This is a genomic window from Sulfitobacter sp. R86518 (assembly GCF_042466275.1).
Lineage (GTDB): Bacteria > Pseudomonadota > Alphaproteobacteria > Rhodobacterales > Rhodobacteraceae > Sulfitobacter > Sulfitobacter pontiacus.
Window position 1 is genome coordinate 1,881,883 of sequence record NZ_JAXHCA010000005.1, and the last position, 25,382, is coordinate 1,907,264.

At 61.9% G+C, this 25,382-nt stretch carries 23 protein-coding genes; 6 read left to right on the forward strand and 17 right to left on the reverse strand.

Annotated elements, in window-relative coordinates; translation table 11 throughout:
* The first annotated feature begins 9 nt into the window (after positions 1 to 9).
* Complete coding sequence (locus SJY36_RS10105) at positions 10 to 579, forward strand: hypothetical protein (protein WP_386174754.1); 570 nt, start codon at positions 10 to 12, stop codon at positions 577 to 579.
* Positions 580 to 600: 21 nt separating this feature from the next.
* Here the strand turns inward: SJY36_RS10105 and SJY36_RS10110 are convergent, their stop codons facing one another.
* Positions 601 to 858, reverse strand: coding sequence for a BolA family transcriptional regulator (locus SJY36_RS10110; protein ID WP_005854089.1), 258 nt, complete (start codon positions 856 to 858; stop codon positions 601 to 603).
* A gap of 75 nt (positions 859 to 933) precedes the next feature.
* Here SJY36_RS10110 and SJY36_RS10115 point away from each other — a divergent pair, with 75 nt between their 5' ends.
* From SJY36_RS10115 to SJY36_RS10135, 5 genes are all read left to right on the forward strand, one after another.
* Entirely contained in the window at positions 934 to 1,560 is a 627-nt protein-coding gene (locus SJY36_RS10115; protein WP_005854091.1) for a J domain-containing protein, read from the forward strand.
* A gap of 223 nt (positions 1,561 to 1,783) precedes the next feature.
* Positions 1,784 to 2,788, forward strand: coding sequence for a cobaltochelatase subunit CobS (gene cobS / locus SJY36_RS10120; protein ID WP_009824910.1), 1,005 nt, complete (start codon positions 1,784 to 1,786; stop codon positions 2,786 to 2,788).
* Between the two features lie 155 nt (positions 2,789 to 2,943).
* The gene (cobT, locus tag SJY36_RS10125; RefSeq protein ID WP_386174757.1) at positions 2,944 to 4,821 is read left to right on the forward strand and encodes a cobaltochelatase subunit CobT; all 1,878 of its coding nucleotides are present in this window, start codon (positions 2,944 to 2,946) and stop codon (positions 4,819 to 4,821) included.
* A 57-nt stretch (positions 4,822 to 4,878) separates the two neighbouring features.
* The gene (locus tag SJY36_RS10130) at positions 4,879 to 6,669 is read left to right on the forward strand and encodes an aminopeptidase P family protein (protein ID WP_386174760.1); all 1,791 of its coding nucleotides are present in this window, start codon (positions 4,879 to 4,881) and stop codon (positions 6,667 to 6,669) included.
* Between the two features lie 40 nt (positions 6,670 to 6,709).
* Positions 6,710 to 7,054, forward strand: a complete 345-nt coding sequence (locus tag SJY36_RS10135) for a DUF427 domain-containing protein (RefSeq protein ID WP_005854099.1) — start codon at positions 6,710 to 6,712, stop codon at positions 7,052 to 7,054.
* Between the two features lie 57 nt (positions 7,055 to 7,111).
* Here SJY36_RS10135 and SJY36_RS10140 read toward each other — a convergent pair whose 3' ends face one another.
* From SJY36_RS10140 to ftsW, 16 genes are all read right to left on the reverse strand, one after another.
* On the reverse strand, positions 7,112 to 8,872 hold the full coding sequence (locus SJY36_RS10140; protein ID WP_386174763.1) for a calcium-binding protein: 1,761 nt from the start codon (positions 8,870 to 8,872) through the stop codon (positions 7,112 to 7,114).
* 143 nt (positions 8,873 to 9,015) lie between these two features.
* Entirely contained in the window at positions 9,016 to 10,701 is a 1,686-nt protein-coding gene (locus SJY36_RS10145) for a chloride channel protein (RefSeq protein WP_168592772.1), read from the reverse strand.
* A gap of 79 nt (positions 10,702 to 10,780) precedes the next feature.
* A complete protein-coding gene (recN, locus tag SJY36_RS10150; RefSeq protein ID WP_386174767.1) occupies positions 10,781 to 12,442 on the reverse strand; it encodes a DNA repair protein RecN in 1,662 nt (553 codons plus the stop codon).
* Between the two features lie 38 nt (positions 12,443 to 12,480).
* Entirely contained in the window at positions 12,481 to 13,353 is an 873-nt protein-coding gene (locus SJY36_RS10155) for an outer membrane protein assembly factor BamD (RefSeq protein WP_005854107.1), read from the reverse strand.
* Positions 13,354 to 13,564: 211 nt separating this feature from the next.
* On the reverse strand, positions 13,565 to 14,488 hold the full coding sequence (gene lpxC / locus SJY36_RS10160) for a UDP-3-O-acyl-N-acetylglucosamine deacetylase (RefSeq protein ID WP_037964582.1): 924 nt from the start codon (positions 14,486 to 14,488) through the stop codon (positions 13,565 to 13,567).
* A gap of 349 nt (positions 14,489 to 14,837) precedes the next feature.
* Positions 14,838 to 16,478: a cell division protein FtsZ gene (gene ftsZ, locus SJY36_RS10165; RefSeq protein WP_037944511.1), complete on the reverse strand. Its 1,641-nt coding sequence runs from the start codon at positions 16,476 to 16,478 to the stop codon at positions 14,838 to 14,840.
* Positions 16,479 to 16,651: 173 nt separating this feature from the next.
* On the reverse strand, positions 16,652 to 17,986 hold the full coding sequence (gene ftsA, locus SJY36_RS10170) for a cell division protein FtsA (RefSeq protein WP_037944512.1): 1,335 nt from the start codon (positions 17,984 to 17,986) through the stop codon (positions 16,652 to 16,654).
* A 4-nt stretch (positions 17,987 to 17,990) separates the two neighbouring features.
* Positions 17,991 to 18,878 (reverse strand): cell division protein FtsQ/DivIB, encoded by an 888-nt coding sequence (locus SJY36_RS10175; RefSeq protein WP_005854115.1) that lies wholly within the window; start codon positions 18,876 to 18,878, stop codon positions 17,991 to 17,993.
* On the reverse strand, positions 18,866 to 19,786 hold the full coding sequence (locus SJY36_RS10180) for a D-alanine--D-alanine ligase (protein WP_074634488.1): 921 nt from the start codon (positions 19,784 to 19,786) through the stop codon (positions 18,866 to 18,868). Before SJY36_RS10180 ends, SJY36_RS10175 begins: the two co-directional genes overlap by 13 nt.
* Before the next feature lie 89 nt (positions 19,787 to 19,875).
* A complete protein-coding gene (gene murB, locus SJY36_RS10185) occupies positions 19,876 to 20,805 on the reverse strand; it encodes a UDP-N-acetylmuramate dehydrogenase (protein WP_386174772.1) in 930 nt (309 codons plus the stop codon).
* Between the two features lie 68 nt (positions 20,806 to 20,873).
* The gene (locus SJY36_RS10190; RefSeq protein WP_009824920.1) at positions 20,874 to 21,155 is read right to left on the reverse strand and encodes a hypothetical protein; all 282 of its coding nucleotides are present in this window, start codon (positions 21,153 to 21,155) and stop codon (positions 20,874 to 20,876) included.
* Positions 21,152 to 21,412, reverse strand: coding sequence for a DUF2484 family protein (locus SJY36_RS10195; RefSeq protein WP_037944515.1), 261 nt, complete (start codon positions 21,410 to 21,412; stop codon positions 21,152 to 21,154). Before SJY36_RS10195 ends, SJY36_RS10190 begins: the two co-directional genes overlap by 4 nt.
* Positions 21,409 to 21,660, reverse strand: coding sequence for a DUF2484 family protein (locus tag SJY36_RS10200; protein WP_005854125.1), 252 nt, complete (start codon positions 21,658 to 21,660; stop codon positions 21,409 to 21,411). The genes SJY36_RS10195 and SJY36_RS10200 overlap by 4 nt, the downstream gene beginning before the upstream one ends.
* A 32-nt stretch (positions 21,661 to 21,692) precedes the next feature.
* Positions 21,693 to 23,108, reverse strand: coding sequence for a UDP-N-acetylmuramate--L-alanine ligase (gene murC / locus SJY36_RS10205; RefSeq protein ID WP_005854127.1), 1,416 nt, complete (start codon positions 23,106 to 23,108; stop codon positions 21,693 to 21,695).
* Positions 23,105 to 24,205 carry a glycosyltransferase gene (locus SJY36_RS10210; RefSeq protein ID WP_064215590.1) on the reverse strand — a complete coding sequence of 367 codons (1,101 nt, stop codon included), beginning with the start codon at positions 24,203 to 24,205 and terminating at the stop codon, positions 23,105 to 23,107. Before SJY36_RS10210 ends, murC begins: the two co-directional genes overlap by 4 nt.
* Positions 24,202 to 25,371: a putative lipid II flippase FtsW gene (gene ftsW, locus SJY36_RS10215; protein ID WP_005854131.1), complete on the reverse strand. Its 1,170-nt coding sequence runs from the start codon at positions 25,369 to 25,371 to the stop codon at positions 24,202 to 24,204. The genes SJY36_RS10210 and ftsW overlap by 4 nt, the downstream gene beginning before the upstream one ends.
* Positions 25,372 to 25,382: the final 11 nt, after the last annotated feature.

The window sequence follows — 25,382 nt, forward strand, 5'->3', positions numbered from 1 at the left end:
CCAGCCGTCATGCCACGCTATGAATACAAAGTTGTGCCCGCCCCGACCAAAGGGTTGAAAGCCAAGAACGTCAAAGGGGCCGAAGCGCGTTTTTCTCATGCATTGCAAGAGCTTATGAACGGTCTTTCAGGGTATGGATGGGAATATCAACGGGCCGAGACCCTGCCATCGATCGAACGCGCGGGCCTGACCGGCAGCACGACAGAGTGGCGCAATGTGCTGGTGTTTCGCCGCCTCCGCGAGGCCGAGCCCGAGGACGAAGCCGTCACTACAGAGCTGCTTCCCCCGCCGCAGCCCGACACGCACGACACGCCCAAGCCCGAAGCTGAAACCACCCAAGCAGAGGTCACAGGCGACGCGCCCTATTTCGAGGATGAGCATGGCGAAACGAAAGACGACGGCAAGACCGCCGTGGTGGCCCCGTCCCTGCTGAACGCGCTGGCGTCGCGCCGCAAATCAACCACCGTGAAAACGCCCGCCAAGCCAAGCGCCACAGCCGCAGCGACCGCCCCGAAGACCGAGGCAGACACCACGGCACCCGAAACGGAAACGGCAAAGACGGATAAGACGGCAGACTAGCCGCGAACTGTAACGCAGGGCTTAAACGTCGAGATCCAGCGCAAGCGCGTGAATGCGGCCAATCAGATCGGGGCCAAGCGCGCCATGCACGGCACGATGCCGCGCAACACGGTTTAGCCCCTTGAAATGGGCCGACCGGATTTTCACATTAAAATGACTTTCGCCGCCCTCGCGATAGCCCCCGTGGCCGCGATGGCTTTCACTATCGTCAACGACGCTTAATTCCGACGGGGCGAACGCCTCTTCCAGCCGGTCGGCAATTTCTTGTGTCACTGACATTTTTTAGCTCAGCCCCCCTTCAATCTCACAGCCCAAGGTCTAAACTGACCGGCCTGAGTCGGAAAGGTCCATATCATGCCCAAAAGTGATCCCTTTGGATTCGACATGTCCGTGTCGTCTTCGAAAAAGAAAAATCCCCGTGGCCGTCGCGGGATGTCCGGTGCGTCCGAGACATCGCAACGCGTCTGTTCGCACGAAGGCTGCGAAGAACCGGGCAAGTACCGCGCGCCCAAAGCACCGGACGTGCTGGATGATTATTTCTGGTTCTGCCAGAAACACGTGCGCGAATATAACCTCAAGTGGAACTTCTTTGACGGCACCACAGAAGCCGAATTGAACGCCCAACAGTCCAAGGACAAAGTCTGGGAGCGCACGACCAAGCCCCTTGGCGACCCCGAAGCACGGGCCTGGGCGCGTTTGGGTATCGAGGACCCGCATCAGGTTCTGGGCAAGAACGCGACGCAGAACCCCGGCAAAGGGCCTGCCGCCGGTCGCCGCCTGCCCCCCACGGAACGCCGCGCGCTCGAAATTCTGGAAGCCAAGGACACCTGGACCAAACCCGAAGTACGCAAGGCTTATAAGGCGCTTATCAAGGTGCTCCACCCCGATATGAACGGCGGGGACCGCAGCCAGGAAGAGCAGCTGCAGCTCGTCGTCTGGGCCTGGGACCAGCTGAAGGGCAGCCGCAACTTCAAGGACTGACGCCGCGGCATTCCGGCGGGTCGAGGGCATCGGCAACCGCCTGTGACGGGCTTGAGAGCCATATAGATGGGGCGGTGCAGACAAATGCGCCGCCCCTTTTCCATGTGTCCCGGGGATTCGCGGTTTTGCCGCAGGTGCGAATTGCCCCTTTCCCTCGCGCTCAGGAAAGATATGTTGCCGTGGACGCCACCCTTGATCCGCAAGCGGTGCGCAAGACAGAAGCATGAAGGACGTACAGAATATGGCCGAGACCTCATTGGACCTCACAACCAAACCCACCAAAGAGATCTCCGTTCGCGAAGTCTTTGGCATCGACACCGACATGGTGGTGCACGGCTTTGAAGAACGTACAAGCCGCGTTCCCGATCTGGACAGCACCTATAAATTCGATCCCGACACCACGATGGCGATCCTTGCGGGGTTCAACCATAACCGCCGCGTGATGGTTCAGGGCTACCACGGGACGGGTAAGTCCACTCACATCGAACAGGTGGCAAGCCTGCTGAACTGGCCCTGTGTCCGCGTCAACCTTGATAGCCACATCAGCCGGATCGACCTGATCGGGAAAGACGCGATCAAGCTGAAAGACGGCAAGCAGGTCACGGATTTTCAGGAAGGCATCCTGCCTTGGGCCCTGCGCAACCCCACAGCAATCGTGTTTGATGAATATGACGCGGGCCGCGCCGATGTGATGTTCGTGATCCAGCGCGTGCTGGAGGTAGACGGCAAGCTGACGCTGCTGGACCAGAACCAGGTGATCGAACCTCACCCCTATTTCCGCATCTTCGCGACCGCGAACACGGTGGGTCTGGGCGACACCACGGGTCTTTACCACGGCACACAGCAGATCAACCAGGGCCAGATGGACCGTTGGTCGCTGGTGGCGACGTTGAACTATCTGAGCATCGACGCCGAAACCCAGATCGTTCTGTCGAAGAACCCGCACTACAACACCGAAAAAGGCCGCAAGACGATCAAACAGATGGTCACCGTCGCCGACCTGACGCGCACCGCCTTCATGAATGGCGAACTCTCGACCGTTATGTCGCCGCGGACCGTGATTGCCTGGGCCCAGAACGCCGAGATTTTCCGCGACGTGGGCTATGCCTTCCGCCTGTCGTTCCTCAACAAATGTGATGAGCTGGAACGCCAGACCGTGGCCGAATTCTATCAGCGTCTGTTCGACGAAGAGCTACCGGAATCCGCCGCCAGCCTGAGCCTTGGCTAAGCTACGATCCACCCCGTGCCCGCGTTGGCAGGGATGAAGAACAAGACGTCCACCGGCAGCTTGATCGGTGGACGACAGTCTGACCGCAGCGCCCCGTTTCGTGTGGCCGCGGTGACCAAAGCCGCAGGTCGGCCGCACTCGGATGGGAGAATGACATGAGCAAACAATCAGATAACCCCGCCGACGCGTTCAAAAAGGCTTTGGCCGAAGCGACCAAGGTCATGTCGAACGATCCTGACCTCACGGTCAGTTATTCCGTTGATCCGTCGGGGCTAAGCGGGGATTCCATGCGCCTGCCACAGGTCAGCCGCCGCATGACCCGCGAGGAAGTCCTGCTGGCCCGCGGCACCGCTGACGCGCTCGCGCTGAACCGCCGCTATCACAACGGCCAGACCCACGCGAAATACATGCCCGCCGGTGACATGGCCCGCGATCTTTATGAAGCGATGGAAACCGCCCGCTGCGAAGCCGTAGGTGCCCGCGACATGCCCGGCACTGCGGGCAATATCGACGCGAAGATCAAATACGACTCCCTGCGCAAGGGCTATGATCAGGCCAAGCAACCCTCGGACGTGCCTTTGGCGACGGCGGCAGGCTATCTGGTGCGCCATCTGGCGACGGGGCGTGACATGCCCGCCGGTGCCGCCAACGCAATGGAACTGTGGCGCGGCTATATCGAGGATCAGGCCGGTGGCACGCTCGAGACGTTGAAAGACACGCTGGATGATCAGGCCGCCTTTGCCCGCTTTGCGCGCAAGATGATCGTTGATCTTGGCTATGGCGATCAGCTGGGCGATGACCCCGATCAAGGCGACGACGACCAAGACAGCGCCGAGGAAGAAGGCACCGAAGAAGAGCAAGAGCCCGATAGCACCGGTCAGGACGATCAGGACGACGACGAGGCAGAAGCCTCGCCCGAGCAGTCGCAAGAGCAGCAGCAGGATGAATCTCAGGCGCAGGTGTCGATGGATGACACCGCCGATCAGGAGCTTGGCGAAGAGGCCGAGATGCCCGATGGCGACGCCCCGATGGAACCACCCGCCCCGCCGCAAGCCTCGGACGCGGACCCGAATTATCTAGTGTACCAGACCGATCATGACGAGGTGATCGGGGCCGAAGACCTTGCCGAACCGGCAGAGCTTGAACGCCTGCGCGCCTATCTGGACCAGCAGCTTGAACCGCTGAAAGGCGCGGTCAGCCGTCTGGCGAACAAGCTGCAACGTCGCTTGCAGGCGCAGCAGAACCGGTCGTGGGAATTCGATCTGGAAGAAGGCACATTGGATGCCGGTCGTCTGGCCCGTGTCGTGGCCAACCCCACAACCCCGCTGTCGTTCAAGGTCGAACAGGACACCGAATTCCGCGACACCTGTGTGACCTTGCTGCTGGATAACTCCGGCTCGATGCGCGGGCGGCCGATTTCCATCGCCGCAATCTGCGCCGATGTTCTGGCCCGCACGCTGGAGCGTTGCAACGTCAAGGTCGAGATCCTGGGCTTTACCACCCGCGCCTGGAAAGGCGGCCAAGCCCGCGAGGCCTGGTTGAACGACGGCCGTCCGGTCCAGCCGGGCCGTCTGAATGACCTGCGCCACATCATCTATAAATCCGCCGACGCCCCCTGGCGGCGCACGCGGCCCAATCTGGGTCTGATGATGAAGGAAGGCTTACTGAAAGAGAACATCGACGGGGAGGCGCTGGAATGGGCGCACCGCCGGATGATCGCCCGCCACGAGGCGCGCAAGATCCTGATGGTGATCAGCGACGGTGCGCCTGTGGATGACAGCACCCTGTCGGTGAACCCTGCGAATTATCTGGAAAAACACCTGCGCGACGTGATCGCCATGGTCGAGAAACGCAAGGCGGTGGAACTGCTGGCTATCGGCATCGGCCACGACGTCACCCGCTATTATGATCGCGCCGTCACGATCACCGATGTCGACCAGCTGGCCGGTGCGATGACCGAACAGCTGGCGGCGCTGTTTGATACCGATCCCCGCGCGCGGGCCCGTGTCATGGGCATGCGCCGCGCAAGCTGAGGGTAAGGGACGCTCCGCGGGGAGTTTTAAGAGCAAAATGAAGAATGGGGTGGGGATATGTTTCAATCGTTCGAGGTAACCTCGCGGCCGGAACAAGGGCCGCCACGGCTGGCGGCGCTGCGCAACGAGTTGCAGGCAGAGGCGCTTGACGGGTTTCTGGTGCCCCGCGCCGACGCGCATCAGGGGGAATATGTTGCCCCCCGTGACGACCGCTTGAAATGGCTCACGGGGTTCACCGGATCGGCCGGATTCTGTGCCGCTTTGCGCGATGTGGCGGGCGTGTTTATCGATGGGCGCTACCGCACGCAGGTCAAGGCGCAGGTGGCGGATGTCTATACGCCTGTGGCCTGGCCCGAAGTCTCGTTGGCCGAATGGCTGCGCGCACAGCTGCCTCAGGGTGGCGTTATCGGCTTTGATCCCTGGCTGCATGCCGCCGGGCAGATCGTCCAGCTTGAGGACGCCTTGGACGGCAGCGGCATCACGCTGCGCCGCACCGATAATCTGGTCGACCGCATCTGGGAGGACCAGCCCGCTCCGCCCATGAACCCCGCCAAGCTCCACCCGATCGGCTATGCGGGCGAGGCCCATGGCGATAAGATCGCGCGGCTGGCCGAAGGGCTGCGCGACAAGGGCCGTGGGGCCGCGGTGATCACCCTGCCCGACAGCCTATGTTGGCTGCTGAACATCCGCGGGTCCGATATCGCGCGCAATCCGGTCCTGCATGGCTTTGCCGTGCTGCATAGCGCGGGTCACGTGGACGCGTTCGTCGCCCCATCCAAGCTGGAGGGGCTTGAGGCGCATTTGGGCGCGCATGTGACCCTGCGTGCGCCTGAGGCGTTTTTAGACGCTCTCGCCGACCTGTCGGGCCCCGTGCTGGTCGAGAAGGCCACCGTGCCTGTGGCTGTTTGGGACGCTTTGGGCGACCGGATCGTCTGGGGCGACGACCCCTGCGCCCTGCCCAAAGCCTGCAAGAACGCGGCGGAGATCGAAGGCTCTGTCGCGGCGCATTTGCGCGACGGGGCGGCCTTGGTCGAGGTGCTGGCCTGGCTGGACGCGCAGCCTGCGGGCAGCGTGACGGAGACGCAAGTGGTGACCCAGCTGGAGACCGCGCGCCGCCGTGATCCGGCCTTGCAAGAGATCAGCTTTGAGACCATCGCCGGCACCGGCCCCAATGGTGCGATCATGCACTACCGCGTGACCGAGGACACCGATCGCCTTTTGCAAGACGGGCATCTGCTGGTGCTGGATTCGGGCGGGCAATATCTGGATGGCACCACCGATATCACCCGCACCATCGCCATCGGCACGCCGCCGGTCGAGGCGAAAGAGGCGTTTACCCGTGTGCTGAACGGTTTGATCGCCATGAGCCGCCTGCGCTGGCCCCAAGGGCTGGCCGGGCGCGATATCGAGGCTGTGGGGCGTTTGCCGCTCTGGATGGCGGGGCAGGATTTCGATCACGGGCTGGGCCATGGCGTCGGGGCCTATCTTAGCGTGCACGAAGGGCCGCAACGTCTGAGCAAGCTGAGCACGGTGCCCCTGTCCGAAGGGATGATCCTGAGCATCGAGCCCGGCTATTACCGCGAGGGGGCCTTTGGCATCCGGCTGGAAAACCTTGCCGTGGTGCGGTCTGCGCCTGATCTTCCGGGCGGGGACGCGCATCGCGCCATGCTGTCGTGGGAGACGCTGAGCTTTGCACCCATCGACACGCGGCTGATCGTGCCGCAGATGCTGAGCCAAGATGCGCGAGACTGGCTGAACGCCTATCATCGCGACGTTGCGGAAAAGATCGGGCCGCGGCTATCACCGGTTGCAAAACTGTGGTTGGATGCGGCAACAGCGCCGGTTTGAGCGCGATATATTTCAGTTCATTCAGGGAGGACGGTCAGCAATGGCAGACCATATCAAGATATTGAAGTCGAACGGAACATGGACAGTGCGCGCAGGGGGCGCGGTACTGGCCGAAACACGTAACGCGCTTGAGCTGCGCGAAGGCGACCACGACGCGGTGATCTATATCCCCCGTTCGGATATTGCCATGGCGTTTCTGGACAAAACCGACAAGACCACCCACTGCCCGCACAAGGGCGATGCGCATTACTTCTCGGTTGTGACCAAAAGCCGGACGTTGGAAAACGTGGCATGGTCCTACGAGGACCCCAGCGAGGATGTCGCCGAGATCAAGGGCCATCTGGCCTTCTACCAATTGCCCGAGGTTGCGGTCGAACAAATCTAGGGCCCCCGAGAGGGCCCTGGAAATTCAAGATCGAAGCAAGGGGGGCTGCGGCCCCTCTTATGCGTTCAGCAGCCAGCTTGTGTCCGCGCTGAGATCGGCGGCGCTGGTGTTTTGCACGATCACCACGACATTGCCGTTGACCACAAGTTCACTGTCGGTGCCATTGGCCGCGGCGCGGATCTCGAACATCCCGTCACCGGGGGCGAATTGCGCGGGTGAGCCTTGGGTTTCCTGCAGGTACAGCCCGTCTTCGGCGAGATTAAAGTCGGTCACGATGACCGGGGCCTTGCCCACTTGATCATAGCCGATGGCATTGATCACATCGGCCCCTTCGCCGCCTGACACGGTATCGCCGTCGTTGGCGCTGATGGTGTCGTTGCCATCGCCCCCCAGCACGACATCTGCCATCGTATCGGTATCGCCCGACACATTGCCGTTGAGGTTGAAGTCGAACGCGCGGATCACATCGTCACCGGCACCGCCGTCAATACTGTCGGTCCCCAGCCCCGAGATCAAAAAGTCATTCCCCGCCCCGCCGTTCAACGTGTCGTCGCCCATGCCGCCGAATAACGCGTCATTGCCAGCGTCGCCACCAATCAGGTCGTCGCCCCTGTTGCCCGCCAGCTTGTCCGGCCCCTCGCCGCCTGACAGTGTGTCATTGCCGGGGCCTGCATTGATCGTATCGGCACCTGCGTCGCCAGACAGCGCATCATTGCCACTGCCGCCATTGATCAGATCGCTTTGGGTGCCGCCGCTGATCACATCGTCGCCGCCATTGCCATTCAGCGTGTCGTTCAACCCGCCCCCCATCAACGTGTCATTCCCGATGTTGCCGTTGAGCAGGTCGTTGCCGCCCTGCCCGTCGAGCATATCATCGCCCGCCAACCCGCTCAGCGTATCGCTGCCAACCCCGCCCATCAGCGTGTCATTGCCCTGCCCGCCGCTGAGCCCGTCGTTGCCTTCATTGCCCATCAGGATATCGTCGCCGTCGTTCCCCTCGATGTAGTCAAAGCCTTCGCCACCGCTTAGCGTGTCATTGCCGCGCCCCCCCAGCACGGTATCCGCGCCAAAGTTACCTTGGGCGTCGTCATCGCCCGACCCGCCGTTGACCAGATCGTTGTTGGTGCCACCGCGCAGCACGTCATCGCCGGAACCGCCAAAGAGCGTGTCCATCAGCCCGCCGCCCAGAAGCGTATCATTATCGGCCCCGCCATCCAGATTGTCGGACCCGAGCCCGCCCACGAGGGAATCCGCACCGCCAAAGCCGCCAAGGCTATCGTCGCCGCTACCGCCGATCAGGGTGTCATTATCGGCACCGCCATCAAGCATATCGCTGCCGTTGTTCCCATTGAGCAGATCATCACCCAGACCACCGCGCAGCATATCGCTGCCCTGCCCGCCGGACAGGTCATCGGTGCCCCCGAAGCCTGAAAGACTGTCCGCGCCGTTCCCGCCCAGCAATGTGTCGGCACCCGGCCCGCCGTTGACGGTATCGCGACCCTCTTCGCCATTGCCAAGATTGTCGCCACCGCCAAGGTTCAGCAGGTCATTGCCCGCGCCGCCCTGCACCGTGTCATCGCCGCCAAAGCCGTTTACCGTGTCGTCACCGCCAAACGCGTCGATGTCATCATTCGCGCCCGTGCCCGTGACCAGATCAGGGCCGTTGGTGCCCTGCTGCGTGGCGATCTGCGGATCTGTCACCTCGGGCTCTGCCACGTCTTGCATGTCGTCATTGGTATCGTCGTCATCGCTGTCGCTGCCAATCAATCCCGCAAATCCCAAAAGCGCGAGCGCTGGTAGTAAAGTCAATCCAAGCATGTTCAAATCCCCCTAAGCTATACCCAGAGTGTAGCTTACGCTGAGGAACGCAAGAAAGACAAATTACCGCCGCATTTCAGATACATTTCAATATTTAGGACAGTTCAGCCCTGCTGCACCCACTGTCGCGAATACAGCGACAATCAGGAGTGTTCCTCGGCCGCTGTCTCGGCCAGGGCGCGGTTATAGGCCTTGAGCGCATCCACATGGAACAGCGCGCCCAGCAGTTCGGGCGGCGATTCGGGCTTGAGCGTGACCACGGGAATAAACGCCGCACCGGTCTGCTCGAAAATCGGCATCGCGGCCTCTAGCGTGGCGGTGCCGTCGATATAGGTACCCTCGCCAATCAGATCCCAGCAGGTTTCTTCGTTCGCAGCGCGCAGGTCGTCGGGGCGGCGCATGATGCGGCCCACCATGAACATGCCCAGCAGATAGGCCTGAGGACCGGCGGCAAGGTGGATACCGCGGCGTTCCATCTGCGTCAGGAAAAAGCTGCGGTGCACCAGACGCGAGGCCAGCGCGGTCGACATGCTGACAGCGACCATCACCGCCAGACCTGTCTGCCAGTCTCCGGTCAGTTCGAATACAATCAAGGTGGTAGAGATCGGCGCCCCCAGAACGGCAGCTGCCACTGCGCCCATGCCCGCCAGCGCATAAAGCGACGTGGCCCCCGACATCGTGGGAAAGACGCCCGTGGCGATCAACCCGAAGGCCAGTCCCGTCAGCGCCCCCAACATCAGCGAGGGCGAAAACACCCCGCCGCCCATCCGCCCGCCAAGGGTGATCGACACCGCGATGATCTTGAGCACGGCAAAGACAACGGCTTCGTGCAGGATCATATCACCGCTTAACGCACGGGTTGTCGTCTCGTATCCGACGCCGATGATATGCGGGAACCACAGCGCAATCACGCCAAGGATTGCCCCCGCCACGGCAGGGCGCAAGTAACGCGGCAGCTTGCTGCGGGCCTGTATGAAGTTGCCGAAATCTTCGGCCCAGAAGATACCGCGCATGAGAAACACTGCCACCACGCCGCAGGTAAGCCCCAGCAGCAGGAAGGCGGGCAGCTCGGCATAGAAGGACATATCGCCCACGGTGGGCAGGGCGAATTCGGTCAGGCCGCCGAATTCCAAACGGTTGATCACAGTGCCGGCGGCCGACGCGATCACGATGGGCGCAAAGGCGTGCACGGCAAAGTGGCGCAAGACGATCTCGAGCGCGAAAAGCGCGCCTGCGATCGGGGCGTTAAAGCTGGCAGAGACGGCCGCCGCAACGGCGCAGCCCAACAGGTCACGACCGGTAATACCGCTGGCATTGATCCGGCGGCTCACGAGGGTCGAGATCACGCCCGCAAGGTGGACCACCGGCCCTTCTCGCCCTGACGATCCGCCGGTGCTCAGCGTGATCAGCGAGGCCAGCGCCGACGCAATACCGGCCCGTGTTTCCACCCGACCTTCGTGCAATGCCGCGCCAAGGATCACATCGCCGACGCTGCGCACACGGGCGTCTCGGGTGAAATTATGCAAGATCAGCCCCACGGTCAGCCCGCCGATGGTGGGGATCAGAACGACCCAATACCAATCAAGGCTGCCGATAAAACTATGCAGGTGCTGCACGTCTTCAGTGCCGTAAAGAAATGCCTGTAACGCGTTGATCCCTTTGCGAAAAAACAGCGCGGCAAAGCCAGCCGAGATGCCGATTGCAAGCGCGATGAACCAGAAGGTGACCTTGCCCGGCCCTTTTTCACGCAACACATCCCACCCCAAACGCGCATGGCTGCACAATGTGTCATACTGCTGGTTCAGAAAGGGGCGCGGTTTCAAAGGCATGGCGGCTTTGCTGTCAGGGTTTACCCATGTCTAGGACAGAGCCGCCTGCGTTAAAACCCCTGCAATCAAGACTGTGCCGTTAGCTGGCGAATTCTTCGCCCAAAAGCTCGCGCGCGGCGGCGCGTGCGGCCTCGGTAATCGTATCCCCAGCCAGCATCCGCGCAACCTCGTCCACGCGTTCCGGCGCTGACAGCGGCGTAACGGTCGATAGGGTCATGCCCTTGGACACGGCCTTGGACACGCGCCAGTGATGCGCGCCCAAAGCGGCAACCTGGGGGGAGTGGGTGACAACAAGCACCTGCCCGCCCTGCGACAGCGCCGCCAGACGACGCCCCACCGCATCGGCAGTCGCACCGCCGACACCCCGGTCGATTTCGTCAAAGATCATCGTCAGACCGGTTTGCCCCTTGGCCAGACAGACTTTAAGCGCGAGCAGAAAGCGGCTGAGCTCCCCGCCCGATGCGATCTTGCCCAGTGGGCCCGCAGGCGCGCCGGGGTTGGTGGCCACGGTAAAGGACACCGCATCGCGGCCTTCCGGTCCGGGCGTTTCCTCGGTGATCTGCGTGGCAAAGACCGCGCGCTCCATCTTGAGCGGGGCAAGCTCTGCCGCGACGGCCTTGTCCAACTTGCCCGCTTTCTTGCGGCGCGCATCGGTCAGGGCGTCGGCTGCGGCATCATAGGCGGCTTGGGCGTCGCGCACGGCCTTCTCTAGGCCCGCCTGTGCGGCCTCGCCCGCGTCCAGCGCGTCCAGCTTGCCGCGCAGCGTCTCGGCAAAGCCCGCCAGATCATCGGCCAGCACCTCGTGCTTGCGGGCCATGGCGCGGATCGCAAAGAGGCGCTCTTCGGTTTCTTCCAGCTCGATCGGGTTGAACGACATGGTGTCGATGGCAGCGACCACGCCTTCCATCGCCTCGTCCAATTCGACCATCGCACGCGAAAGCGCGGCCATCGGGGCCTCTAGCGCGCCGTCGGCTTTATGGGCCACCCCGTCGAGCCAGCGCAGGGCGTCGCCCAGCTGTGTTTCGGCCCCGCCCTGCCCCATCATCTCGTAGGCGTTGACCACATCGCTGCGGATCTTTTCGGCGCTTTGCATCAGGCGGCGGCGCGCGTCGAGCTGTTCTTCCTCGCCCGCTTGCGGGTCCAGCTTGTCCAGCTCTGCCACGGCGTGGCGCAGGTATTCTTCTTCGGCGGCAATCGCCTCGCGCTCGGCGGCGGCCTGTTTGGCAGCCTTGCGCGCCGCAGCCAAGGCAGACCACGCCTGACGCACCTTGTCGCGCAGCGCGGCGGTGCCCGCGAATTCATCCAGAATGGCGCGGTGGCCCTTGGGGTCAAGCAACCCGCGGTCGTCATGCTGGCCGTGCAATTCGACCAGCGTTTCCGACAGCGCGCGCAGCACCTCGCCCGAGCAGCGGCGGTCATTGACCCAAGCCGTTTTGCGCCCGTCAGACCCGTTGATACGGCGCAAGATCAGCTCTCCCCCGCCGGGCAGGCCCGCCTCTTCCAGCACCGCGTGGGCGGCGTGGCCTTCGGGCAGATCGAACCATGCCGTGACCTCGCCCTGAGACGCGCCCTGACGCACCAGATCGGCGCGCCCGCGCCAGCCCAGCACGAACCCGAGGCTATCGAGCAAGATCGATTTACCTGCCCCGGTTTCGCCGGTCAGAACGTTCAAACCCGGCTGAAACGCAAGTTCCAGCCGGTCGATGATCAGCATATCCGAAATATCTAGGCCGCGTAGCATGGGTCACTATCCGTGTGGGCCGTCAAAAGGCGCTTGGGTCAGATCCATTCGCCCTTGATCGTTTGGCGGTAGATCGCGGTCAACCAGTTATCGCCGAAGGACTTCATTTCAAGGCCCTGACCGGTCAGCAGCTTATAGCTTGCCTCGTACCATTCGGTGGACTGGTAGTTGTGCCCCAGAATGGCACCTGCGGTCTGCGCCTCGTCCGTGAGACCCAGCGACAGATAGGCCTCTACCAGACGGTGCAGCGCCTCGGCGGTGTGGGTGGTTGTCTGGAAATCCTCGACAACGACGCGGAAGCGGTTGATCGACGCGGTATAGTGTTTGCGACGCAGATAATAGCGCCCCACTTCCATTTCCTTGCCCGCCAGATGGTCAAACGCCAGATCGAATTTCAGCACGGAAGACCGCGCATATTCGCTGTCTGGATAATCCTCGATCACGCGACGCAGCGCTTGCAGCGCCTGAAAGGTCAGCCCCTGATCGCGGCCAACTTCGTCGATCTGGTCATAGTAGCTTAGCGCGAGAAGGTAGCTTGCATAGGACGCGTCATCATCATCGGGGAAGAAATCAATATAGCGCTGCGCGGCAGAGCGGCTGTTGGGGTAATCCTGATCCTGATGATAGGCGAAAGCCTGCATGATCAGCGCCCGCTTGGCCCATTCGGAATAGGGGTAGAGGCGTTCGATCTCGGAGAAATATTCAGCGGCTTCGGCAGGGCGCTTGCGGTTCAGTTCAAATTCGCCACGCTCGTAAATCTGCTCGGCCGAGTATGTTTCAAGCGGAATTTCCTGAGGGTTGAAGAAGCTGTTGGTCGTCCGACCCGTGTCCTGAGCACCACCGCACGCGCCAAGAACGCCCGCCAAAAGCACCGCACCGACCACCCGCTTGCGCGACATCGTACCCGTCATGCGTTTCACCCTCGCTTTAAACTCTGCGTCACGTTTCACGATACGCCTTTGCCCGTGACTAGCACAAGGTTTCGCGCAACAAAACGACCATTCGGCAGTCCCCTACAAGGGCGGCTGTCGACGGGCCAAATCGTAAACAAAGGATTACCCAAGCCCCACCGGAGTTTCAACCGTCGTTAACGCCCTGCCCTGCGACATCGCGTTACCGCTTTCAGGCAACGGCGGGGATTTCGTCCCACTCAAGGCCAAAGCCGGGCAGACGCGACGCCATTTGCGCGTCACATTCAACCATGCGCACGGCACCGGGGGTCGCGAACAGCGCCCGCAGCAGCGTGTTGGTCAGGCTGTGGCCGGCGCGTACGCCGGTGTAATGGCCGATCAGCGGAGCGCCGGCCAGCGCCAGATCCCCCAAGGCATCCAGCATCTTATGGCGTACGGGTTCGTCCGCGTGGCGCAGACCACCTGGGCTCAGCACTTGGTCGCCGTCGAAGACGACAGCATTTTCACCAGCGTGACCGCCCAATGCCAGACCGTTCGCCTGCATCGCGTCGACATCCGCCTGACGGCAGAAGGTCCGGCTGTCGCAAAGTTCGCGGGCGAAGCTGCCGTTGTTCATGACCAGCGACTTTTCCTGATGGCCAATGGCGGCATCGGCGAAATCGATGACAAAGTCGATCTTCATGGTGTCTGCCGGTGCGATAGTGGCCGAGGCTTCTCCATCCGTCACGGTGACCGTTTTCAGTACTTCGAAAGCGCGCACAGGGGCCGCAAGAACGCGAACGCCGCGCTGCATGATACCACGCACGAAGGGCGCGGCAGAGCCGTCGAGGATTGGCACTTCGGGGCCGTCAATCTCGACCAGCGCGTTGTGGATGCCACAACCGGCCAGTGCGGCCATCAGGTGTTCAACAGTAGAGATTTGCAGACCCGCCGCATTTTCCAGTTTGGTGCAGAGAGGCGAGCGATTTACCGCATCCCAGCGGGCGGGGATCAGGCGATCGCCCACATCCACGTCACTGCGCGAGAACCAGATACCGTGATGCGCGCCAGCCGGACGGATCGTCACAGTTGCAGGACGGCCGGAATGAAGGCCGGTGCCGCTAAAGCTGATCGCTGTCTTAATGGTTGTCTGCACGGTCAATACTCACTGTCCAAAGATCATCTGTCTAAGTTGAACTCTGTCCTAACGGGGCCGTTCCTAATGCTCAATTCAATCATTGCTACCGTCTGAAACATCACTGTCACAATTGGGCGTTAACGTGCGCATACCCCCAATAAGCCGTTGTTATATATATGTTTTAGGTCGCAGAACGCCCCTGAAATGCCTCCGAAGCGTGAACATATAACAGCAATATTTCAAGGAATGTTACTGACTTGCGTTCACCAATTGCTGCACCGCAGCACGCTTAAAGTTGTGGCGCAAACAAAAAAGACCACCCCCAAGGGTGGCCTTTCGGACGTTTACGAGGACGTCTTAGGTAAGCTTAGTTCGCCTGACGACGCAGGAAGGCGGGGATTTCGATCCGCTCTTGATCTTCGTCCTGAACGTCGCGCGGCTGCGGCGCGGCAGAGCTCGCGCGGGTCTGAACCGGCGGCTGCTGACGTGCAGGGCGCTGCTGCTGTGTTTCCGCCTCACCGTGACCGGTCATGCGGTTGATCAACGAGTTGATGCCAAAGCGCTTCTCGCCCTGCTCCGCGGCGGGTTGTTGACGCTGCTGCTGCGGCTGCGCTTGCGGCTGACGCTGTTGCTGCTGGCTTGGCGACGCTTTTTGCGCGGCGGCGCGCAGACGGGCCAGTGCTTCGGGCGATGGGGTGCCGGGTGCAGGGGCGCGTGGCGCGACAAACGCCTCTTGCTCTTGCGCGTCGACATTCACCTCTTCGCGGCGCGGCTGGAAGGACGCAACCTCGGGACGGTAGGCGGGGGGTGGCAGATCATCTGCGTCCGACGCTTCGTCTTCGTAGGATGTGTCAGAGAAACCGCTGTGGTTGACCGCGGCTTCTTCCTTGAACAGCTGCTGCTGTGGCTCTTCTTCGTACTCGGCCTGTGCGGCAACGGGTGCAGGTGCTTCGGCGGCGGGGGCTTGTTCAACCTCTGGCGCTTTGGCAGGCAATGGCTGCGACATGGAACGGCGCGGCACGGGCATCTCTGTGTTGACGTCAACCGCATCGATCCCAGTGGCAACAACGCTCACGCGCATGACGCCACCCAGTTCGGTGTCAAGCGTGGACCCCACGATGATGTTCGCGTCCGGGTCGACTTCTTCGCGGATACGGTTCGCCGCTTCGTCGAGTTCGAACAGGGTCAGGTCGTGACCGCCGGTGATGTTGATCAGAACGCCCTTGGCACCGCGCAGGCTGATTTCGTCCAGCAGCGGGTTCGCGATGGCTTTCTCGGCGGCTTGGATGGCGCGATCTTCGCCCTCTGCCTCGCCGGTGCCCATCATCGCTTTGCCCATCTCGTCCATCACGGCGCGCACGTCCGCAAAGTCGAGGTTGATCAGGCCGGGGCGGACCATCAGATCCGTGACGCCTTTGACACCTTGGTACAGCACGTCATCCGCCATGGAGAATGCTTCGGTAAAGGTGGTTTTTTCATTCGCCAGACGGAACAGGTTCTGGTTGGGAATGATGATCAGTGTATCGACGACCTTTTGCAGCGCCTCGATACCGTCTTCAGCCTGACGCATCCGCTTGATGCCTTCAAACTGGAACGGCTTGGTCACAACACCAACGGTCAGAACACCCAGTTCACGCGCAGCCTGCGCGATGATCGGCGCGGCCCCTGTCCCGGTACCCCCGCCCATACCGGCGGTGATAAAGCACATGTGCGCGCCGGCCAGGTGGTCCACAATCTGTTCAATGCTTTCTTCGGCAGCGGCCGCACCGACAGAGGCCCGCGCGCCCGCACCCAGACCTTCGGTCACTTTGATGCCCAGCTGAACGCGGCTTTCCGCTTTGGCTTGCTGCAACGCTTGCGCGTCTGTGTTGGCAACCACGAAATCAACACCGTCGAGCTCTTTCTCGATCATGTTGTTCACGGCGTTGCCGCCTGCCCCGCCAACACCAAACACTGTGATGCGGGGTTTCAGGTCGCCCTGTCCGGGCATTGAAAGATTAAGGGTCATGAGCCATCCGCCTGTATTGTTTAGCTCGCTTACGGAGCATTTTTTGTGCAATCCCCCTTATTGTATAGGGAGAACGCCCATGCGTCACCTAGAAAACACGGTTTTGACACATTATATGGGCGTTTTTTTTGCCGGTTTTCTCATGATTTCGACGCGCGCACCGCATCTGGGGGTTACCAGTTGTCGCGGAACCACTTGACAGCGCGCTTCAACGACCGGGATGGGTAGCGGTCGGCGGGAATGTCAAAGTCCCACCACTCGTCCTGCGGGTGCGCGGCAAACAGCGCCAACCCTACAGCAGAGGCGAAACCCGGACCGGTTGCGGCTTGCGGCAGGCCATGCACGCGCAGCGGGCGGCCCAAACGGACCTGTTGGCCCAAAATCTTGCTTGCCAGACCATCAAGGCCCGGAATTTGACTGCCGCCGCCGGTTAGCACGATCTGCTGGCTTGGCAGGTGGTCAAAACCCGCGGCATCCAGACGGGCGCGGACTTCTTCCAGAATTTCTTCGACACGGGGGCGCATGATGCCGATCAGCTCGGCCCGACTGACAGTGCGACGGTCGTGTTCGTAATCACCGGTATCTCCACCGATATCGATCATCTCGCGGTCGTCCATGCCTGTCGCATGCACCCCGCCATAGAAGGTCTTGATCCGTTCAGCATTGGCCGTCGGCACCTGCAACCCCATAGAGATGTCAGAGGTGATATGATCCCCGCCCATGCGCACGCTGTCGGCATAGATCATGTGTTTGCGAATGAAGATCGAAACAGAGGTCGACCCGCCGCCAAGATCGATACAGGCGGCACCAAGTTCCTGTTCGTCCTCGACCAGCGATGAAATCCCCGAAACATAGGCCGAAGACGCAACGCCCGCCAGTTCGAGGTCACAGCGCTTGATGCAATGGGCAAGGTGTTGAACCGCCGCCGCATCCACGGTCAGCATATGCATATCGACCGACAGGGTATTGCCCAATTGGCCGCGGGGATCGGACAGGCCCGACCGGTTATCCAGCGCAAAGTTCACCGGCTGGGCATGCAGCACTTCACGGCCCTCGCCGTATTCGGGCACGTCGCAATTGGCCAGAACCTGCGCGACATCCTGCTCGGACACGACCTGCCCTTCCAGATCAAGCGCGGCATCCAGACCGTAGCTGCGCGGTTCAGCCCCCGAGAAACAGGCGATCACGTGATCCACACGGATGTTCGCCATTTTCTGTGCCGCCTGCAGCGCGGTACGCACAGCGCGTTCGGTTTCCTGCATGGCGCAGATCTCGCCAAAGCGGACCCCGCGCGACCGCGTGGTCGCAGCCCCGATCACGCGAAAACCGGATTGTCCTGCAAGCGACCCGATCTCGCCCTCCTCAGAGACGCGGCCCGTGCCGTCAAACCGCAGCACCAGGCAGGCGATCTTTGACGTGCCCACATCCAGAATAGCCACCACGCCGCGTTGCATCGCAAGCTTACGCATGTGGCGCATGGATCGCTGACTATCGTATAGGTCCATCATCTTTTCACTGTCCCGAAATCTGCCTGATGCGCCACAATTCTTGTGTGGCGTCCTTGTTCATTTGCACGGTGGGCCGTTGGGCCAACCGCATGTCTACCCGCGCAACGTCGCGGGCCAGCACATCCTGTGCGCCTTCCAGCGCGATCACCCGCTCCAGCGCCTGAACGGCCTGGGTTTCGGGCAGCAAGATACGCTGCTCACGGTCAAGAACGACGTCCCATCGCCGCTCTCCCATGCGCACCAAACCGCGCAGCCTCTCCCCCAACGGAGCCGCCGTGCGGATCAATTCAAGCGCTTCGCTCACACGCTGGTTCGCCGCCTCGCCTACCACCAAGGGCAGGTCCGTGCGATCGCCTCGCGATGCAAGCTGGCCGATGGGGCTTCCCTCGGCGTCGATCAGCAGCAGCCCGTCCTGGCTGCGCCAAACGGCGACCGGCACCCGTGGCTGTACCGACACCTGCAACACGCCGCCCGGCTTCACCCGCAGCGACGCCTGCTTGACGCCGGGAAGATCGGTGATCGCCTGCCGCAATGCAGGCAGATCAAGATCAAAGGAACTGGTTGGAAATTCGACAGGCACAGCAGCACGCACGTCGGCGGCCAAAACGCCTTCGACACCATCAATCGCCATCAGCTTGACCATGAATTCAGGGCGCTGCTGGATGCTGGTGCGGGCATTGGCATAGACATCGGCCAACTGGCCGCGTCGTGCTTCGTCCGACAGATAGATTGTCCCCGCTGCCAACGCCAAGCAGAACGGCACCCCGACGCGCAGCCCGAAACGGAACGTCGGCGTCAGCATCAAGCGCTGCATGCGCCACGCCCAACGTGATGGTGCGGGATCTGCCTTGGCCGGCTTGGCGGGTTTGACGCGTTTGATCAACGATTGCATGACGCGTCCTCGACCATCCAGGCGCAGAGCTCGCCAAAGGAAATGCCAACCGCCTGCGCCTGTTCGGGCGACAGCGACGTGGGGGTCATGCCGGGCTGGGTGTTGGTTTCCAGCAGGAACAGCCCCGCTGCCCCCTTGCTTTCATCCCACCGGAAATCCGTGCGGCTGACACCGCGACAGCCAAGCGCGTTATGCGCCCGCAGGGCGTAATCCATGCAGAGCTCAAAAATCTCGTGCGGGATATCGGCAGGGACCACATGGGTCGACCCGCCCGCCTTGTATTTGGCGTCGTAATCATACCAGCCCGTCGTGTGGATGTCGGTCACAGTCAGCGCACGTTCGCCCATCACGGTGGTGGTCAGTTCGCGACCGGGGATGAATTTCTCGACCATGACCTCGGCGGGCATGGCATCATCCAACTGTGGCGGGCCGTTGTTTTCGATCTCGACAAGGTAAACACCGACGGATGACCCTTCGTTGTTCGGCTTGACCACATAGGGCGGGTCCATCACATGGGATCCCCGCACCGTCGCCGCCGATACGATCAGGCTTTCCACAACAGGCAAACCCGCGGCACGAAAAACTTCCTTGCTGCGCTGTTTGTCCATCGCAAGGGCGGAGGCCAGCACGCCGGAGTGTGTGTAAGGCAGGCCCATCCATTCCAGCAAACCCTGCACGCAGCCGTCTTCGCCCCAGCGGCCATGTAAACAATTCAGAACGACATCGGGTTGAGCAGCGCCCAGATCGGCACAAAGGTCGGGGCCGCAATCGACCTCGATGACTTCGAAACTCCGGTCCCGCAAAGCCGCTGCGCAGGCGCGCCCTGTTGACAGAGACACCTCGCGTTCCGCCGAGGGGCCACCCAACAATACTGCAACTCTCGGGGGTGTCCTGCTCGACAATCCCACTCAATCTGCCTTTTTAAACGGGCCTGTTGCGACCCTTATTCATTCTGTTCCGGACCTTTTGGCGGCCCTAAATCATGACGCTCGAACGTTTATTTTTCGCCGATCCGCATAATTTCCCACTCTAGCGTAATCCCGCTGGAATCGTAAACCTTTTTTCGCACCATTTCCCCCAATGCTTCAAGGTCTGCTGCCGTCGCGGAACCCGTATTGATCAGGAAGTTGGGGTGTTTCGGGCTCATCTGCGCGCCACCCAAGGTGGCACCGCGCAAACCGGCGTCGTCAATGACCTTCCACGCCTTCAGATCGTGGCGGTCATCCGCCTGCCCCGTGCTGGAAAACCCCGCCGGATTGCGGAACGTCGACCCCGCGCTGCGGTCCTTGGTGGGTTGGGTTTCGTCCCGTTTGCGCAGCTGGTCCTCCATCCGTGCGTGCAGCGCTTGCGCCTCGCCTTTGGGGGGCGCGAAACGGGCAGCGGTGATGACATACCCGTCTGGCAAAGCGGTCTGGCGATAGGCAAATTGCAGATCGTCCGGCCCAAGCGTGACCTGTTCGCCTGTGCGGGTGATCGCGTCTGCGCTGATGAAATAATCAGCAGTATAGGCACCATAGCAGCCCGCGTTCATCCGTACCGCGCCGCCAATACTACCCGGGATTGTGCGCAGGAAGGTCAGGTCCAGCCCCGCGTCTGCTGCCTTGCGCGCGACATGGGCGTCCAGCGCCGCGGCACCTGCGGTGACGATTCCATCTTCGCAACTGATGGTGTTGAACCCGCGCCCCAGCCGGATCACCACAGCCCGCAAGCCGCCGTCGCGCACGATCAGGTTCGACCCGACCCCCATCGGCATGACCACGACATCGGCGGGCAGCGCCTGCATGAAAGCCGCCAGATCATCCGCATCGGCAGGCTGATAGAAATAGTCAGCAAGGCCGCCCACGCGCAGCCAGGTCAGATCAGCCAGGGGGCGGTTTTGCGTCAGCTTACCGCGCATGTCGGGAAAGGAAATATCTGTCATGCCCATCGCCTAGCCCGCTTTGGGAGGGAGGTCAATTTTCCACATGCGACCGAAGCGCGCCAAAAACCGCCCAATCAATCAGGTCGGTTCGCCCGCAGCTCGCGCGTGATACGGCCGGCCAGCCACCCTGCAAGAAACGCGCAAACCGCATAGCCCGTGGCAGCGGCTTGCGCCATGAACACCGGACGCTCCAGCGGTTTCGCGCCAAGGCCCCAGATCATCCACGCCCAGTTCAGCGCGAGCCCTGCCAGAAGGACCAGCACAAAGCCGCCATACCGGCGCATCAGACCGCACCAGCCCGCGGCAAGCATCCACACCACGAGGATGCTGATCAGGATCACCAGCGTCAGGTTCACTTTGCGGCATTCCGCACAGCGGCACCGCGCAGCCAGCGCATCAGATAGATCACCGGCCAGCGCAACACCGAACACCCGCCCGCGAACACCAGCATCCCGACCCAAGGGCCATGCTGCATGGTGACAAACCCCAGGACGGGTATGCCGACGGCAATCAGCACATAGGCGCTGCGCCAATGCTGGTCAGAACTGGGCGTCATTGCCAACACATTGGCAACGACCGCCCAAAAACAGGCAAGAACCAGTGATATACTCATTTTGGAACCTCCGGGTTTTGTCCGCGCAGCTTGGCCAGCAAAAAGCGCAAGGGATTGCGGAACATGGACACAAAGGCAGCAAGAGCAAGCAGGCTATAGAGCCAGCCCACCTGAAGACCGATCAGGATGATCAGCACCGGTGCGGCAATCAGCAGGATCACACCGGGAATATATTGCAGACGCATGGGCAGCGTCGCCACCGTGGCCGAGCAAAAGACCCACAGGATGCAAGCCCAAAGCAAGGTCATGACCGGCCCCCGTATGATGGGGTCCGCGCCATTCAGACGGCTTCCTTCTTCAAGGCTTCAAGCGCGGCAGGCAAGGCGTTGGCCCAGGTGCTGATTGTCCCTGCCCCAAGGCAGACAACCATATCCCCCGGCCCTGCCTGTTCGCGGACCAGTCGCGCCAGATCATCCTCGCTTTGGACGGCGCGGGCGTGGCGGTGACCATGACGGATCAACCCTGCGACCAGATCATCGCGCCCTGCCCCCTCGATCGGGGCCTCGCCCGCGGCATAGACCTCGGCGATGCCAACAACATCGGCATCGTTGAAACAGGCGCAGAATTCCTCAAAATGGTGGTGCAAACGGCTGTAGCGGTGGGGCTGGTGGACCGCGATCACGCGCCCTTCGGTGGCCTGACGTGCGGCTTTCAGCACGGCGGTAATCTCGACCGGGTGGTGACCGTAGTCGTCGATGATCGTCACGCCATCCACTTCGCCCACTTTGGTAAAGCGACGGTTCACGCCACCGAACCCGGCAAGCGCGGCACGGATTTCTTCGGTTTTCATGCCAAGGTGGCGCGACACGGCGACCGCCGCCATCGCGTTTGACACGTTGTGATCCCCGGGCATCGGCAGGCTGCAATCCTTGATCGTGATGCCTTCGGTCTGGAACATGATATCGAAATGCGCCACGCCCGCCTTGTAGTGCAGATTGACGGCGCGCACGTCGGCTTGGGTGTTAAAGCCATAGGTCATGACACGCCGGTCGGTGATCTTGCCGACCAAAGCCTGCACCTCGGGGTGGTCGATGCAGCAGACCGCCAGCCCGTAGAATGGAATGTTCGAGACGAAATCCAGAAACCCTTTGCGCAGGGTATCGAAGTCGCCCCAATGCTCCATATGCTCGGGGTCGATATTGGTCACGATGGCAATGGTCGCGGGCAGACGGTTGAAGGTGCCGTCGGATTCATCCGCCTCGACCACCATCCATTCGCCCTGCCCCATCCGCGCGTTCGACCCGTAAGCATGGATGATCCCGCCGTTCACAACCGTCGGATCGATCCCGCCGTTGACCAGCAGTTCGGCCACCATCGTCGTTGTGGTGGTCTTGCCGTGGGTTCCGGCCACCGCGATGTTGGATTTCAGGCGCATCAGCTCTGCCAGCATCTCGGCGCGGCGCACGATGGGAAGGCCCGCCACCCGTGCGGCATCCAGTTCAGGGTTGCCCGGCTTGATCGCCGAAGAGATCACGACAACCGCGGCCCCTTCGATATTCGCGGCCTCCTGCCCTTCGAACACCGTCGCGCCAAGGTCCACCAGACGGTCAGTGATCTTGGTCGATTTCAGGTCCGACCCCTGCACGCGGTAGCCGTGGTTCAACAACACCTCGGCAATGCCGGACATGCCGATACCGCCAATACCCACGAAATGGATCGGGCCCACATCGGTGGGGAGTTTCGTGGCTGCGTTCATCGTTTCTTTCCTTCGGTTGCCAGGGTTTCCACCATCTGGGCGAGTTCTTCTGCGGCGTCCGGCTTGGCGACAGACAGGGCGGCACGCGCCATCTGCTGCGCGCCCTCTGCGTGGGTCAGCACCATTTCGATCTGAGCCCGCAGACTGTCGGGGTTGGCCATGTTTTCGGGCACCATGATCGCGGCACCGGCGTCCACCAATCCACGGGCATTGGCCGTCTGATGATCGCCCGTCGCCGCCGCAAAGGGGATCAGGATCGACGGCCGCCCGATGATAGAGATATCGGCAACGCTGGACGCGCCAGCGCGGCTGATCACCAGCTGGGCTTCGGACATGCGCCGCGGCACGTCATGGAAAAACGGTTGCACATCGGCATTGATCCCGTTCTCGGCGTAAAAGGTAGCGACCCGTTGGCCATCCTCGTCCCGCGCCTGATGGCTGACACGGATATTGCGCAGCAGTTCCATCGGCAGATCGGCGATGGCGGGGGGGATCACCTCGCTCAAGATGCGCGCGCCCTGGCTGCCGCCCATCACCAACAGCTCCATCGGGTAATCGCCCGGCGCGATATAGCCCGCGCCCGCACGCTCCAGCACCGCGGCACGCACCGGATTGCCGGTGTGTTCGGCGTTGACACCATCGGGCAATGTGGTCGGCCATGTGCCGCAAGCCACGGCATCAACATGTTTCGAAAACAGATCATTGACCCGACCGAGCACGCCGTTTTGTTCGTGGATCATCCGGGGCTTGCGCAGCACCCAGGCCGCTGTCAGCGCGGGGATCGACGGATACCCGCCAAAGCCGACAACCACATCGGGCTTGTCGCGCAGCATACCGAAAATGCCGCCAAGCACACCGCCCAGAATACGAAACGGCGCGATGGCCTTGGCCACCAGACCGCCGCGCGCGAAAGTGGCGCTGCTGACCTGCTGAATCTCGACTGCCTCGGGGAAACCGCCGGTATAGCGCGCCCCCCGCGCGTCGGTGGACAGCTTTACCCGCCAGCCCCGCGCCAGCATGACTTCGGCAAGCGCTTGGGCGGGAAACATATGCCCGCCTGTCCCCCCTGCGGCGATGACCAGCAGCGGCGCCGTCATCGGGCACGGCTCCGGCCCAATAGATCAGAGATCTGGCCCTGTGGTCGTGTACGGGTAAACGCCAGCAACATGCCCACGGCGATGCCAGAGGCAATCACCGACGACCCGCCGTAGCTAACGAAAGGCAGCGTCATACCCTTGGCGGGCAGCAGCCGCACAGCCACGCCCATGTTGATCATCGCCTGCACGCCGAACATGCAGGCCAGCCCGGTGCCCGCCAGACGGATAAAGGGATCCCGCTCGCGCACCAGACGCAGCAGCGACCGCACCACGATCACGGCGTAAAGCGCGATCACACACATCACGAGGATCAGGCCGTATTCTTCGGCAGCAACGGCGATGATGAAATCGGTATGCGCATCGGGCAGCGACCATTTCACCTGCCCCTCGCCCACGCCGACCCCGAACAGACCGCCTTCGCGGATCGCATCGGTGGCATAGCCAAGCTGCGTGCGCGGATCGATGTCGGGCGACAGGAACCCATCAATCCGCCGGGCAAAGTGTTCAGAGTTGGAATAGGCAAAAGTCCCCGCCAAGACGACCAGCCCGGCCATACCCACCAGCAGCACCAACGGCGCACCGGCGACGAAATACATGACCCCCCAGCCGAACAGGACCAGACAGGCCTGACCAAAGTCGGGCTGCAACGCCAGCATCAGCACGATGGAAATACACAGCGCAAAGGACCACGTTTTCCCCGGAGGGCCGTTGATCTCGAGCGCGGCCGCCATCATCCACGCCGCCACAACGACAAAACCGGGCTTGAGGAACTCTGACGGCTGGAAGGACGCAAAGCCCATCGAATACCAGCGCACAGCGCCTTTGCCAAAGTCGGTGCCAAAGAACGGCAGCAAGGCCAGCGCCACAAAGGACACCAGAAAACCGACAATCGCCAGACGCCGCACCATCACCGGCGTCATCATCGATGTTAGCACCATGGCAATCACGGCAAGCACACCGAAAACAGCTTGTCGCTGCACATAATGAAAAGAGTCAAAGCCGTTTTTCGCGGCCAACGGCGGGGAGGCCGCCAGCCCCAGCAACATGCCCACGGCAAACAGCAGGAGGATGCAGGACATCGCCCATTTGTCGATCGTACGCCACCATTTGGGAAGAATCGGTTCGCCATCCCGAACGGGAACCGCGCCATAGACCATTTCTGTCATGGGACCTGCCT